Origin of the sequence: Pseudomonas grandcourensis, from assembly GCF_039909015.1 — a bacterium.
GTDB lineage: Bacteria > Pseudomonadota > Gammaproteobacteria > Pseudomonadales > Pseudomonadaceae > Aquipseudomonas > Aquipseudomonas grandcourensis.
Window position 1 is genome coordinate 1,136,008 of record NZ_CP150919.1, and the last position, 13,979, is coordinate 1,149,986.

10 protein-coding genes and 1 tRNA gene are annotated in these 13,979 nt (G+C 53.0%); 7 read left to right on the forward strand and 4 right to left on the reverse strand.

Annotated features, from left to right (window positions below):
• Positions 1-448: 448 nt before the first annotated feature.
• Complete coding sequence (locus AABM52_RS04960) at positions 449-3,973, forward strand: hypothetical protein (RefSeq protein WP_347910770.1); 3,525 nt, start codon at positions 449-451, stop codon at positions 3,971-3,973.
• A 149-nt stretch (positions 3,974-4,122) separates the two neighbouring features.
• Here the strand turns inward: AABM52_RS04960 and AABM52_RS04965 are convergent, their stop codons facing one another.
• From AABM52_RS04965 to AABM52_RS04975, 3 genes are all read right to left on the reverse strand, one after another.
• Entirely contained in the window at positions 4,123-5,403 is a 1,281-nt protein-coding gene (locus AABM52_RS04965) for a hypothetical protein (protein ID WP_347910771.1), read from the reverse strand.
• Positions 5,404-5,607: 204 nt separating this feature from the next.
• Positions 5,608-5,937 carry a hypothetical protein gene (locus tag AABM52_RS04970; protein WP_347910772.1) on the reverse strand — a complete coding sequence of 110 codons (330 nt, stop codon included), beginning with the start codon at positions 5,935-5,937 and terminating at the stop codon, positions 5,608-5,610.
• 174 nt (positions 5,938-6,111) lie between these two features.
• A tRNA-Leu gene (locus AABM52_RS04975) sits at positions 6,112-6,196 on the reverse strand.
• Positions 6,197-6,303: 107 nt separating this feature from the next.
• Here AABM52_RS04975 and queA point away from each other — a divergent pair.
• The 6 genes from queA (at position 6,304) to AABM52_RS05005 (ending at position 12,404) form a co-directional block, all read left to right on the forward strand.
• Positions 6,304-7,368, forward strand: a complete 1,065-nt coding sequence (queA, locus tag AABM52_RS04980; RefSeq protein ID WP_223516000.1) for a tRNA preQ1(34) S-adenosylmethionine ribosyltransferase-isomerase QueA — start codon at positions 6,304-6,306, stop codon at positions 7,366-7,368.
• A 14-nt stretch (positions 7,369-7,382) separates the two neighbouring features.
• Positions 7,383-8,498: a tRNA guanosine(34) transglycosylase Tgt gene (tgt, locus tag AABM52_RS04985; RefSeq protein WP_160387208.1), complete on the forward strand. Its 1,116-nt coding sequence runs from the start codon at positions 7,383-7,385 to the stop codon at positions 8,496-8,498.
• 43 nt (positions 8,499-8,541) lie between these two features.
• The gene (gene yajC, locus AABM52_RS04990; RefSeq protein WP_007982729.1) at positions 8,542-8,877 is read left to right on the forward strand and encodes a preprotein translocase subunit YajC; all 336 of its coding nucleotides are present in this window, start codon (positions 8,542-8,544) and stop codon (positions 8,875-8,877) included.
• Positions 8,878-8,941: 64 nt separating this feature from the next.
• Positions 8,942-10,810, forward strand: a complete 1,869-nt coding sequence (secD, locus tag AABM52_RS04995) for a protein translocase subunit SecD (RefSeq protein WP_347910773.1) — start codon at positions 8,942-8,944, stop codon at positions 10,808-10,810.
• 9 nt (positions 10,811-10,819) lie between these two features.
• Positions 10,820-11,734: a protein translocase subunit SecF gene (gene secF, locus AABM52_RS05000; protein ID WP_347910774.1), complete on the forward strand. Its 915-nt coding sequence runs from the start codon at positions 10,820-10,822 to the stop codon at positions 11,732-11,734.
• A gap of 121 nt (positions 11,735-11,855) precedes the next feature.
• A complete protein-coding gene (locus tag AABM52_RS05005; protein ID WP_347910775.1) occupies positions 11,856-12,404 on the forward strand; it encodes a glycine zipper 2TM domain-containing protein in 549 nt (182 codons plus the stop codon).
• 470 nt (positions 12,405-12,874) lie between these two features.
• Here AABM52_RS05005 and AABM52_RS05010 read toward each other — a convergent pair whose 3' ends face one another.
• A complete protein-coding gene (locus AABM52_RS05010) occupies positions 12,875-13,900 on the reverse strand; it encodes an IS110 family transposase (protein WP_347906638.1) in 1,026 nt (341 codons plus the stop codon).
• Positions 13,901-13,979 lie beyond the last annotated feature (79 nt).

Genomic DNA, 13,979 nt, shown 5'->3' on the forward strand with positions numbered 1-13,979 from the left:
TGTGCGCAGGGTGGTAAACCGGGTATCAAGGAAACCGGCACGCCCGAGGGCGTCCCACGCACAGCCGCCATAACTCACGCCGCAGGCATAAAAAAAGCGCCTGATGACGTGATTGGGGGCGCTGTTGCGCCTTGAATAACTCGGGTTACCACACCCGGTCGCTGAATTGGCAGCGACGCGAGAAGGTTATCGCGTAGACCCCGTACCTGCAACCCTCGTTAGCGTTGGCCCTGACTCACCAGAGTTGAAATGTGACCTATCCCATTTTTAGCCGAATTCACAAAGATACAAGGTTGTGGAGTCGGTTGGAGGCATGAGAAAGTTAAGCCGTCTGGAAGCGAATCTTTAGAGATGTATCTACAATCAACACAGAGTGTTAAATGCTCGAGTAGTATGAGTAGTCAGATCGGTATCCAAGAAGGCTAATAGAAACAAGGAAGTACTGAAGATGAACCGCATCAGGAAAGTGTTTATAAACGCTAAGGGATGGATTCAGTCGCAGTCTAAATTTTTTCTAAGGTTCAAGGGAAAATCTTCAGCAGTTATCAGGGCGTTTCATAAAAAATGTGAACGTGCCCGTGATTTGGGGAAAATCCCTTGGTCTGTGCAGAGAGTAGTTCTCCGCGAAGAAGCTAGTTGGAGTAGATTGAATCGCCACCGGAAAGCGTTTGCGCTCTCCCGCTTTCAACGAGAATTACTTTTTGCTGGCGAACACCCTGTTCGCTTTTCAGTAACATTGTTGCTGCTTGTCGTCTTAATTTGGGCGCTAATTAAGATTCAGTCGCTCAGTTGGTTTTTAGTCAGCTGGGGAACATGGCAAGTGGCTGAACAACTGGCCTATTTTTCGACGTTGTGGACTGTACAAGCAACTTTGGCTGCGTTGGTGTATCCGATAGTTATTGCTTTCGTGACAGTTTTTCTTCAGCGACGACCAGCCGCCGAAGCTTTTGTTCATCTATACATTCTTGATTCTGGAGCACTGGCAGCAGGGCTATCTTCTTTATCACTCGTTTTGGTTATGACTATTCAATACTTATCGATACCGGTATACGGTGCGGTATCGTTGCCATTGTGGGTGTCGCTGGATACAGTTTGGTTTTTGTTAAATGCAATTTTGACAACGTATTTTTTGTTCAGGACTATCGAGTTTTTACGTCCTGAAGTACAGATGCATGTTATTCAGCGTTACGCTGTAAGTGTGGCTTTGCCTCGCGATGTAATGAGGTTAAATTCCTTTCAGGTGCTCGCTAAATCTCAGAGATTTGGATGGATTCCATCTCCTGATTTGGATAATGATCTGCAGCCAGTTGGTCCCGATATTCTTTTTAGTCGTTATGGGTTTCGTGAAGGAAAAGCTCAAGGTACGCTGACGTTAAAATCTCCTTCCCGGCTTGTAAATGTTCGTCTACTTCCGTTGCACTTGGTTACTGCAAGTTGGATGCGTGCGGCCCGAAAGTACCCTATGCCACAAGGCGAGCAATTTGCTAGGAAAAGTAGTTATCCACTCCTAACTGTTCCTATAATGCCAGGAAGTGTGTATGAGAAATCTATTCCTTTGGCGACTGTCGATTCGGGCCCGCCCTTGGCTTGGTGGCAGTTGAGACTATTGCGTCTTGCATACGTGTTCAGGTCTGTAAGAAGTGAGCGTCTCGGAATTCAGGTTAAATCGATACTTAAAGAGTTGGAGGCCGATACAAGGGGGGCAGCTGCACACTCTGATGTGGAGGCTTTTGAGCGTGCCTACGAATCACTCGTGAGCTTACATGAACTTCTTCTTGGGGCCTCTTTAGCAAATAGTAACGAAGATACTCAGGGTAGTTGGGCTTTGTTACCTGACATACATACGTTTCCTGAGAGGGCGCTTTATCATGGGTGGGCTGATATCTATCGATCTATTTTTTTTGCAGCCATTGGATCGATGGTGACAGATACGAGACCGGTTCGTCGCCTTTGTCACCTCGTGCAACATCTAGATGGAGAGGTTTTGAACTCATCTCCTGAGGAGGTTCGCGAGAGCATTCTGCTGCTTCCACCATTAATGATGTATCAACTTGGCGGTTGGTGGGTCCAACGGGTAGAAGAACAAGGGGTTATGGAGCATGGCTCGAATCAAATGGTAGTACTTCGTGCGCCTCTGCATAGAGTATACGAAGAAGTCGTTTCGACTTTCGCCGGCGGTTGGGAGAATGCAAAAGCCACTTTAGCAAAAGTGCCAGAAGTGTCGAAAGATTTTGAATGGGCATCGATGGAGGTGTCAGCTCGCTTGAATTCCATTCATATACAGGAGACGGCATGGATGCTCTTAGACGCTGTTGACCGAGGTGACCGCACGGCATCAGAGTGGCTAGCTGATGTACTTGGTAAATGGTGGGGGACCTTCTCTTTCGAGCAGGAACCAATTGGGCTTTTAGGCAAAACAACGTATTTAACGCTTGAGCACTTAAAACTAGAATGGCCCACTCTGTGCCAAACCTTAGGGATTACCGACCAAGATCTACACTGGAGCGGTGGTGAGGTAGAAGTGCTGCAGCGTGGGGTGCTCATGGCTGCAATCAAAAACTTTTGGACAGATATTCAACTCCTTGTACTTGAGCTTCTACTTGATTGGGCGCAGAAAGATGAAAATATGAAGCCCGAAGAGTCACTAGCAATAGAAGTTGCAGTGGGGATGTTGGGTGGGAAGCAGTGGCGAAGCGGAGGGACACTTTCAGATCCGCTTACTGATTTTACAGCAATAACGTATCTTGAGGCGAAGGTAAGGCAGTATGCGGCAGATGGTAAGGGGCGAAGTGGTTACTTAGGGCGCCTTGGTTGGTTTGTGGAGCGTGTTAAGCGTATGCAAAGACCGGACATGGTTAGCTCGCGCGTATATTCATTTTCAGGTGCTGATGATGTTAGATCACTAGAGGAACAACAACTAGTTTTACTGGCGGTACTTTCATCAAAAGAGTGGGAGGCAAATGAATCCCTGCGTCGTCAGATCGATATCTGGATGTCGACTCAATATAGGAGTATCGATATTATTCGTCAAAACACGAAGGATTGGATGCAGCACTTCGAGCCCGCTGCGGACCTCTCCCCAAAGGTGCTCCCAGTATTGCTACAGCGCATTGGCATATCAAATCATGCATCCAAAAACGCTGCTCTTGCCAAGGTTGGTGTTGAGTCTCTGAGGGACCTCGTTGAAGGGTTAAGGTCGGATGTATTGGCTGCCGAGCCGGTTGCGCCTGAACGATTACACCAAATTTCTCAATACGCATCGACTAAGGGATTCAATCCTACATCTGGAGTATTTCCCCTCCAATTATTTGATGAGGTTAACTTTTGCACCGAACGCCTTAAAGATTTTACTTTAACAATGAGACAGATTCGTAAAGGGGAGTTAACCCTGGTCGAAATGGATCAGCGTGCGTCGAATGAGGACCAATTTTGGTCCGAGACTATGGCGAATAGAGTCGGTGCTGTAGTGCTAAGCGATGTACTGGCTGCGTGTAAGACCCGTGACTTGTTTGTGGTCGACGCTAATACCTATTGGTCTGCCTTGAAAAAAGAAGCAGAGAGAATTATCGAGCGAGGACAATGTCCTATCCTGATTCTCGACAATGCGACACGACCAGAGTGGGTGTGGCAATGGCAGCATTCCGACTTCGGTCGCGATTACCCTAGACCAGATAACTTGCGAGTGCAGCGCTTGGCCGAACGTGGTGATTCCTATATTTGTAATTTCAATGAAATTGAGGTGTTCGTCGCACCAATTAGTTCAGGGAAGTCTCTTCTTTTAGCGAAAGAAGTGTTTGGTGGCGTCTCATTTCAAGAGTTTGATCCTGGACGGTATGTTGATGCGACTTTCGATGTTTGCGTCGACAGTAAATTGTTGGTTGATTTGAAGCTAAAGTTCTCAAGAAAGGTGGCTTTGGGTGTTGACGAAGTTGTAGGGTTGGTTTACGTGTCTGAGTCAAATCTAAAGTATTGAGTTTGTTATCGTTCGTCAAAGGACCAATAAGGGGGTGGATTTATTTACTTGAAAATAAATCTCTCCCCCTTTTCCCGTTTTTTATTGCTTTTAGTTAGCTTTGTAAAAAAATAAAACGCTTGCTCAAAGCTGGAAAGAACTAATAAATGCTAATTTTCTAAGTCGCTGCTTGTGTCGTCTTCTACCGGTGTCAATACGTTTGGTGAGGTAGTTGGTGTTTCATCAAAAACCTCAAGAATTTCAATTAGTTCATGTTTGATGGAGTCAGCGGTGATTAACACTGAATCGTTCAGTTCGGCATCGACGTTATGTACGATGATATCTCTAGAAAGCTGGAGTTTTACCAGTTCCTGAGCAAGTTCGACCGACACTACGTTTTCTTCCACAAGTTTATCAATGATAAGTCTAGTAGAGGTTTTGTTTTTAATGAGCTTGCGCGCTTGCTCATGATGTAATCCGTTCATGGCAATTTCAATAAGCAACTGCTGGATAGAAATCCACATAGCGATAAGCTCAGCGTGGGTGCTATTTACTGTGGTTGCGATGTTTTCAGCCACCTCTTCCTTCTGCTCAGCAGACATGTGGATGCTGTCCAATTTACTGAGCGCTTCTCCAAGCTTCTCTTTGACCTCGCCGGCAATCCTCAAGATGTTATCGTAGTCCTCGTGGCCAATAAAATTGTTATGCGCTACAAGGCATCGCAGTTCGTATAGTTTCGTCCAGCGAGTTTGCAGGTATTCACTCTTGCAGCTAACTATTGGTTGAAAATACCGCTCCCAATTAGAGGTTGGAACTAGCTCTTTGAGTTCCTCGATGTTTATATCGTTGGCTGAAAGCGCTGAGCGAACTTTTTCCATCAGTTTTGAGGAGTTCGCGGTCGAGTAAGGTTTGAATAAAAAATCTGAAAGCTGAATAAAATCCGTCTCAAATAAATAGTTATTGCCTGCAGCGTTTTTCTTGGTCTTGATTGATTCCGAGACTTCCCTGGGTACGGCTTCCTTTGTCCAGCCCAAACCAATCTTTGTAAGCATGAATTTTGTAATAAGCTTGCGCATCATGTTTTCAATTTCATGTATCACGGGGTATGCAGCCGATGAAAGACTGCTGCTGACATCATCCCAGAGTACCTCGACTGGTTTTTCGGCCGCTTTTGCCAAAATAGTTCTTATGGATTTTAGTAGGGATAGAAAAATTGATACCTCGCCTTTGTTTTGACAGCCAAGGCGCACATGAAAGAATACATGACTGTTATTCTGTATTTCTCCTTGTTGAACATCATAGTCAAATCGCACGCCATCAAACATCAATCCTTTGGATTTTATTTCGATACTTCCATACGATTGGATTAGATTGTTGAATGAGGATACTGAATTACAAAATCCCTCCTTGGAGTTGATTATTGCAAGGTATTCGACTTTCAGGTTTTCCATGACCATTTCTTTGCTAAGGTAATGGAGTTCATGATAGCGTTTTGCGATTGCAATGTCATTGTGTAACTCTATGCCGCGATGCGGTACATCGGGCGTTGGGTTGAAGCAGGTGTAAACTATTTCAGGACTAGACAATAAGACGTGGCAACCAACGTCGGGGTCCGGCTAACGGGCGTTCCAGCTTTTTAGGCCGCCCGCCTTGATTCATTGAATATCTTTCAGATAATCCCTGAGCGCGATAAGCGGGGCATCAAGCTGCTCCATCGCCTCTCTACTGGAAAATTCACCTGCCAACCTGCGCAATTCCCGCCCCAACGGCTTTTCCACACCACCAATGGCTTCCAACGCCAATCCCACACACTCATCCACCTTCAGCTGAATCCCCTCAACATCCCCCCGACGCACCAGCAACTCAAACACATCCCGCTGGTAATCGCCCATGACCAGATCGTCACGCAAAATCGGGCTTGAATCTTCCGTCTCGTAAGCCAATTTGAGGGAGAACAGGGCAACGCTTTCCAGCTGCAATTCCATGGGGGGAATCCTTGTGAAATGTTCCGCCGGTTTGGGCAGCGTGGAAGAGCAAGATCAAAAGATCGTCCGAACGCGGCCCGAGCCTTCGGCAGCCCCTACACGGGACGGTGGGGTGTCAGGTGCTTTTCTGCAGACGAAAAAAAAGGCCTTGCAAAGCAAGACCTTTCTTAATTTTGGTGCCCCGAGGGAGACTCGAACTCCCACTCCTTTCGAAAACGGATTTTGAATCCGCCGCGTCTACCAATTCCGCCATCAGGGCTCAATGGCGGCGAAGTATAGAGATGAGATAACCGCTGGTCAATCAGGTACATGGAGAATTTTTGATATTTCCGCTAGACTTCCCGGCCCTGCTAGACGAACCCCATCATGCGCGTTGCTGACTTTACCTTCGAGCTCCCTGATTCGCTGATCGCCCGCCATCCGCTGGCCGAGCGGCGCAATAGTCGCCTGTTGACCCTGGATGGGGTCAGCGGCGCCCTGGCACACCGTCAATTCACTGATTTGCTGGAGCATTTGCGCCCCGGCGACTTGATGGTGTTCAACAATACCCGGGTGATTCCGGCGCGGCTGTTTGGCCAGAAGGCTTCCGGCGGCAAGCTGGAAATCCTGGTGGAGCGGGTGCTCGACAGTCACCGCGTGCTGGCCCATGTGCGTTCCAGCAAGTCGCCCAAGCCTGGGTCGAAGATCCTGATCGATGGCGGTGGCGAGGCCGAGATGCTGGCGCGTCACGATGCGTTGTTCGAGCTCGGGTTCACTGAGGAGGTGTTGCCGCTGCTCGACCGCGTCGGGCACATGCCGCTGCCTCCTTATATAGACCGTCCGGATGAAGGCGCCGACCGCGAGCGTTACCAGACCGTCTACGCCGAGCGTTTGGGCGCGGTGGCGGCGCCGACGGCGGGGCTGCATTTCGATCAGGTGCTGATGGAGGCGATTGCCGCCAAGGGCGTCGAGACTGCGTTCGTGACCTTGCACGTCGGTGCCGGCACGTTCCAGCCGGTGCGCGTGGAGAAGCTTGAAGACCACCACATGCACAGCGAATGGCTGGAAGTCGGCCAGGACGTGGTCGATGCCGTTGCCGCCTGCCGCGCTCGCGGTGGTCGTGTGGTGGCGGTGGGGACCACCAGCGTGCGCTCCCTGGAAAGCGCCGCGCGCGATGGCGTGCTCAAGCCGTTCAGCGGCGATACAGACATTTTCATCTTCCCGGGCCGGCCGTTTCATGTGGTCGATGCCCTGGTCACCAATTTCCATTTGCCCGAATCCACGCTGTTGATGCTGGTTTCGGCGTTCGCCGGTTATCCCGAAACCATGGCCGCCTACAAGGCTGCCGTGGACAACGGTTACCGCTTTTTCAGCTACGGTGATGCGATGTTCATCACGCGTAATCCTGCGCCGACTGCCCCTAAAGAATCGGGCCCAGAGGAAACAGTATGAGTCGCACCTGTCGTATGTCTTTCGAGCTGTTGGCCACTGATGGCAAGGCTCGTCGCGGTCGTTTGACCTTCCCGCGCGGTACCGTCGAGACCCCGGCTTTCATGCCGGTGGGCACCTACGGCACGGTCAAGGGCATGCTGCCACGGGATATCGAGGCGACCGGCGCTGAAATCATTCTGGGCAACACTTTCCACCTGTGGCTGCGCCCGGGCACGGAAGTGATCAAGAAGCACGGCGACCTGCACGATTTCATGCAGTGGAAAGGCCCGATCCTGACTGACTCCGGCGGTTTCCAGGTGTTCAGCCTGGGCGCCATGCGCAAGATCAAGGAGGAGGGCGTGACCTTCGCTTCCCCGGTCGACGGCGCCAAGGTGTTCATGGGCCCGGAAGAGTCGATGCAGGTCCAGCGTGACCTGGGCTCCGACATCGTGATGATTTTCGACGAATGCACGCCGTACCCGGCGGATGAAGACGTCGCGCGTATTTCCATGGAATTGTCCCTGCGTTGGGCCAAGCGTTCGAAAGAAGCCCATGGCGAGAACACGGCGGCGCTGTTCGGCATCGTGCAGGGCGGCATGCACCAGGACCTGCGCATGCGCTCCCTGGAAGGCCTCGACCAGATCGGCTTCGATGGCCTGGCCATTGGCGGCCTGTCGGTGGGCGAGCCCAAGCACGAGATGATCAAGGTGCTGGATTATCTGCCGGGCATGATGCCGGCTGACAAACCTCGTTACCTTATGGGCGTTGGCAAACCGGAAGACTTGGTTGAGGGTGTGCGCCGCGGTGTGGACATGTTCGATTGCGTGATGCCAACCCGTAATGCCCGCAACGGGCATCTGTTCATCGATACCGGCGTGCTGAAGATCCGGAACGCGTTCCATCGCCATGATGATTCGCCGCTCGATCCGACCTGCGATTGCTATACCTGCCAGAACTTCTCCCGCGCTTATCTGCATCACCTGGACAAGTGCGGCGAAATGCTGGGAAGCATGCTCAATACCATCCATAACTTGCGTCATTATCAAGTGCTTATGGCTGGTTTGCGCGAGGCTATTCAACAGGGTACATTGGCCGCCTTTGTCGATGCCTTCTACGCCAAACGCGGGTTACCTGTTCCGCCTTTGGACTGAGTTTTCTGACCCCAAGATTCAACATTTGCAACTGGAGTGCTAAATGAGCTTTTTTATCTCTAATGCCATGGCTGACGCCGCTGCACCTGCTGCGGGCCCAATGGGTGGCGGTTTTGAGTGGATTTTCCTGGTCGGTTTCCTGGTCATCTTCTACCTGATGATCTGGCGTCCACAGGCCAAGCGCGCCAAAGAGCAGAAGAACCTGCTGAGCAGCCTGCAGAAAGGCGACGAAGTTGTGACCACCGGCGGCATTGCCGGCAAGATCACTAAAGTGGCCGACGATTTCGTCGTTCTGGAAGTTTCCGACACTGTCGAAATGAAGTTCCAGAAAGGCGCCATTGCCGCCACGCTGCCAAAAGGCACGCTCAAAGCGATCTGAGTTTCAACTTCATATTCAATCGACGGGGCGCGCAAGGCGCCCCGCGTCATAAACGGGCGGCGTGATGCTGAACAAATATCCTCTGTGGAAATACATTCTGATCCTGGCGGTGCTGGCGGTCGGTCTGATTTATTCCGCTCCCAATCTTTATCCTGATGACCCGGCCATTCAGGTCAGCGGTGCAAGCACTGCACTGCAAGTCAATCAGGCTGATCTGGATCGTGTGAGCGTTGCGCTCAAGGAGTCCGGGATCAACGTCAAGGCTGCCACCCTGGCTGCCAACGGCAAGGGCGGCCTGATTCGCCTGACCAAGGCTGAAGACCAGCTGCCGGCCAAGGACGTTGTACGCAAGGCGTTGGGTGATGACTACGTCGTTGCACTGAACCTGGCACAAACCACCCCGCAATGGCTGCGCAACCTCGCTGCGCACCCGATGAAGCTGGGTCTGGACTTGTCCGGTGGTGTGCACTTCCTGCTGGAAGTGGACATGGATAAGGCCCTCGACGCGCGCCTGAAAGTCTACGAAGGCGATGTAAAGAGCCTGTTGCGTAAAGAGAAACTGCGCTATCGCAGCCTGCCGCAACTCAATGGTGCCATCCAGCTGGGCTTCGCTGATGAAGACAGCCGCGAACAGGCCCGTGTGCTGATCCGCAAGAACTTCAACGATTTCGACATTGTTCCGGCCGACCTCAATGGTCAATCGGTGCTGCGTCTGGCGATGACCCCGGCCAAGCTGGCGGAAATCCGTGAATACTCCATCAAGCAGAACTTGACCACGGTACGTAACCGCGTCAACGAGCTGGGTGTTGCCGAACCGATCGTTCAGCGTCAGGGCGCCAACCGCATCGTGGTTGAGCTGCCGGGCGTGCAGGACACCGCCGAAGCCAAGCGTATCCTCGGCAAGACGGCTAACCTGGAGTTCCGTCTGGCTGCCGAGCCGGGTGCTTCGAAAGCCACTTCCGAGGAATTCGAGTTCCGTGAAGGCAAGCGTCCTCCTGCGTTGATCGAACGTGGCCTGATCATCACCGGTGACCAGGTAACCGACGCCAAGGCTGGCTTCGGCGAGCACGGCACGCCGGAAGTGAACATTCGTCTGGACGGTCACGGCGGCGAGCTGATGAGCCGTGCGACCCGTTCGAACGTCGGTCGCAGCATGGCGGTGATCTTCATCGAGCAGCGTCCGGTTACCACTTACGTCAAGCAAGTGGTCAACGGCGTCGAGAAAGACGTGCCGGTTCAGACTTTCAAGGAAGAGAAGAAGATCATCAGCCTGGCGACCATCCAGTCGCCACTGGGTGCTCAATTCCGCATCACCGGCCTGAACGGCCAGGGCGAGTCGTCCGAACTGGCGCTGCTGTTGCGTGCCGGTGGTCTGGCTGCACCGATGTACTTCGCTGAAGAACGCACCATTGGTCCAAGCCTGGGTGCCGACAACATCACCAAGGGTATCGATGCATCGCTGTGGGGCATGCTGTTTGTCTCGCTGTTCATCATGGCCATCTACCGCTTCTTCGGCCTCATCGCCACCGTCGCGCTGGCGGTGAACATGGTGATGCTGCTGGCCCTGATGTCGCTGCTGGGGGCAACGCTGACCCTGCCGGGTATCGCCGGTATCGTGTTGACCATGGGTATGGCGGTCGACGCCAACGTGCTGATCTTCTCGCGGATCCGTGAAGAGATCGCCGCCGGCATGACCGTGCAGCGCGCAATCAACGAAGGCTTCGGCCGGGCATTCACCGCGATTCTCGACGCCAACCTGACCACCTTGCTGGTCGGCGGCATCCTCTTTGCCATGGGCACCGGCCCGGTCAAGGGCTTCGCAGTGACCATGTCCCTCGGGATCTTTACCTCGATGTTCACGGCCATCATGGTGACCCGCGCGATGGTCAACCTGATCTTCGGCGGTCGTGACTTCAAGAAGTTGTGGATTTAAGGGGCTGCCATGTTACGTACAATCAACTTCATGGGCGTTCGCAACTTTGCGTTCGGCGTCACATTGTTCCTTACCGCGCTGGCAATGTTCAGTGTCTTCCATAAGGGCATGAACTGGGGCCTGGACTTCACCGGCGGTACGCTCATCGAGCTGACCTACGAGCGTCCGGCCGACGTCACCAAGGTGCGTGAGCAACTGGTTACTGCCGGTTATCACGAAGCCATCGTGCAGAACTTCGGTGCAACCACCGATCTGCTGGTGCGTATGCCGGGTGAAGATCCGCAGTTGGGCCATCAGGTAGCGGAAGCGCTGCAGAAAGTCGGCGGCGACAACCCGGCGACGGTCAAGCGTGTCGAGTTCGTCGGCCCGCAGGTAGGTGAAGAGCTGCGCGACCAGGGCGGCCTCGGCATGCTGATGGCGCTGGGCGGTATCCTGATCTACCTGGCTTTCCGCTTTCAGTGGAAGTTTGCGGTCGGTGCGATCGTGTCCTTGATCCACGACGTGATCGTGACCGTCGGTATCCTGTCGTTTTTCCAGATCACCTTCGACCTGACGGTGCTGGCGGCGGTACTGGCGATCATCGGTTACTCGCTCAACGACACCATCGTGGTATTCGACCGGGTTCGTGAGAACTTCCGTGTACTGCGCAAGGCCAGCCTGATCGAGAACATCAACATCTCGACCACGCAGACCCTGCTGCGGACCATGGCGACTTCGATCTCCACCTTGCTGGCGATCGCGGCCCTGCTGTTCTTCGGTGGCGACAACCTGTTCGGCTTCTCCATCGCCCTGTTCATCGGTGTACTGGCGGGTACTTACTCGTCGATCTACATCGCGAACGTGGTGCTGATCTGGCTGAACCTGAGCACGGAAGACCTGATTCCTCCGGTCAATACCGAGAAGGAAGTCGACGACCGTCCTTGAAGGCAAAGTCTTTAAGCGATGTAGTCCAAAAAAGGCGCGAGTTGAACTCGCGCCTTTTTTTGTGCTCCAAGGCAGGGAGAAGCGCGGACATGTTCCGCATTTGATGGTCCAGGAGGTTCATGTGAACAAGTCGATGCTGGTTGGTGCTGTACTGGGTGCTGTCGGTGTAACTGCCGGGGGTGCTGTGGCCACCTACAGCCTGGTTAAAAGCGGCCCGGAGTACGCACAAGTACTCGCCGTTGAGCCGGTCAAGACACAAATCAAGACTCCACGTGAAGTGTGCAAGGATGTAGCGGTCACCCGGCAGGCGCCGGTGAAAGATCAACATCAGATCGCCGGTACGGTGGTCGGTGCATTGGCAGGTGGTTTGCTGGGTAACCAGATCGGTGGCGGCACCGGCAAGAAGATCGCCACGGTCGCGGGTGCTGTCGGTGGTGGCTACGCCGGCAACAAGGTGCAGGAAGGCATGCAAGAGCGTGACACCTACACCACGACCCAGACCCGCTGTAACACCGTTAACGACATCAGTGACAAGGTTGTAGGTTACGACGTGCGTTATTCGCTGGACGGCAAGGAAGGCAAGGTGCGCATGGACCGTGATCCAGGTAACCAGATTCCGGTGGATAAGGAAGGCAAGTTGATCCTGTCGGAGAATCAGACGGCTCATTGATCTGCTGAAACCGGATTAAAAAAGAAGCACCCTGCGGGGTGCTTTTTTGTGCCCGCGATTCAAGCGTCACCCCAAATCCCCTGTAGGAGCGAGCTTGCTCGCGATGACGGTGTCACATTCAGCATATGAGGTGACTGATACACAGCCATCGCGAGCAAGCTCGCTCCCACAGGGTTTTGTAGTGTTTTGAAGGGCGATTTCCAGGCATAAAAATCTATGGTCGCCCCCATTTTTGCAATACTGATTAACGGGTGGTGTGGTTGGCTTGCTTAAATCTATCCGGCGTCTGTTTGGGGCATGCCCCAGCGCCACGATGAGAATCGCGCCTGACGATCCTAAAAAGCCCATCGGCTTCTAAAGCCGATTTTTATGCCAGGATCTTCGCCAGGCCGGTAGGCCGTTCACGTCATCTGTTGTTCAGCTATCGCAAAACCTGAAGGGTGAGTCGTGGTACTGCAACAACCTCAGGGTCAGGCGTTCAAGGCGTCTGGCCCTGCTTCATATTGCGTATGGTGAGTTGCGATCGCCCAGGCGATACGCGCCAGTTTGTTAGCGAGGGCACAGGCCACGACATTCGAATGTCGTCGACTGAGCAAGGCTCGTACCCAGTCAGCCAAGGCCCCTTTCTGGTGCTCCAGCCTCTGCATATAGACCCTGGAGCATTGCACCAACAGTTGTCGCAGGTGCTTGTCACCCCGCTTGCTGATCCCCAGCAAATTTGCCTTACCGCCTGTGCTGTACTGCCTGGGCACCAGTCCCACTGAGGCGGCAAAATCGCGACTGCGCCGGTACTGCTTGGCATCGCCCATTTCCACAGCCAGCAGGCTGGCGGTGATCGGGCCGACACATGGCATGCTCAGTAAGCGACTACCCAGATCATCGTCGGCCAGTTGGCTCGCCAGCTCTTTATCCAGCGCCCTGATTTGCTCATCCAGGTAAACGAAGTGATCGTGCAGACGTTGCAGCAACACCGTCAAACGAATGGGCAATTCGTGCTCGGCCAAGACATTTGTCAAACGCTTCATGATTGCCAGGCCTCTGGGCAGGCTGACGCCAAATTCCAGTAGAAAACCGTGCATCTGATTAGCCGTTTTTGTGCGGTCATGCACCAACGATTCGCGCATCCGATGCAGAACAGACAGGGTTTGCTGGGACTCGGTTTTAGGCGTCACAAAGCGCATAGATGGACGGGAAGCCGCTTCACAGATCGCTTCAGCATCAACGAAATCATTTTTGTTGCCCTTGACGAAGGGCTTAACGAACTGCGGGGAAATCAGCTTGGCCGTGTGTCCCATTGCCGCTAGCTGACGAGCAACAAAATGCGCCCCCGCACAGGCTTCCATCACCACGATACAACTCGGCACGTTGCCGAAAAGCTGCATCATCTGCGTCCGAGAGAGCTTCTTGCGAAACACCTCGTGGCCTGATTTATCCTGGCCGTGAAGGTGGAAATTATGTTTACCGAGATCGATACCGATCAGTGCTGACTGGATCATGATGATGGCCTCCGAAAACAAAACACCCTGCGAAAGCGTAGCCCTCGCAGGGTGTGGGGGTGACCATCTCATTAGCACC

Bases quoted from the DNA above. Each gene is read 5' to 3' on its own strand.
- AABM52_RS04960 (WP_347910770.1), top strand. From the start codon at position 449: ATGAACCGCATCAGGAAAGTGTTTATAAACGCTAAGGGATGGATTCAG.
- AABM52_RS04965 (WP_347910771.1), bottom strand. From the start codon at position 5,403: ATGGAAAACCTGAAAGTCGAATACCTTGCAATAATCAACTCCAAGGAG.
- AABM52_RS04970 (WP_347910772.1), bottom strand. From the start codon at position 5,937: ATGGAATTGCAGCTGGAAAGCGTTGCCCTGTTCTCCCTCAAATTGGCT.
- queA (WP_223516000.1), top strand. From the start codon at position 6,304: ATGCGCGTTGCTGACTTTACCTTCGAGCTCCCTGATTCGCTGATCGCC.
- tgt (WP_160387208.1), top strand. From the start codon at position 7,383: ATGTCTTTCGAGCTGTTGGCCACTGATGGCAAGGCTCGTCGCGGTCGT.
- yajC (WP_007982729.1), top strand. From the start codon at position 8,542: ATGAGCTTTTTTATCTCTAATGCCATGGCTGACGCCGCTGCACCTGCT.
- secD (WP_347910773.1), top strand. From the start codon at position 8,942: ATGCTGAACAAATATCCTCTGTGGAAATACATTCTGATCCTGGCGGTG.
- secF (WP_347910774.1), top strand. From the start codon at position 10,820: ATGTTACGTACAATCAACTTCATGGGCGTTCGCAACTTTGCGTTCGGC.
- AABM52_RS05010 (WP_347906638.1), bottom strand. From the start codon at position 13,900: ATGATCCAGTCAGCACTGATCGGTATCGATCTCGGTAAACATAATTTC.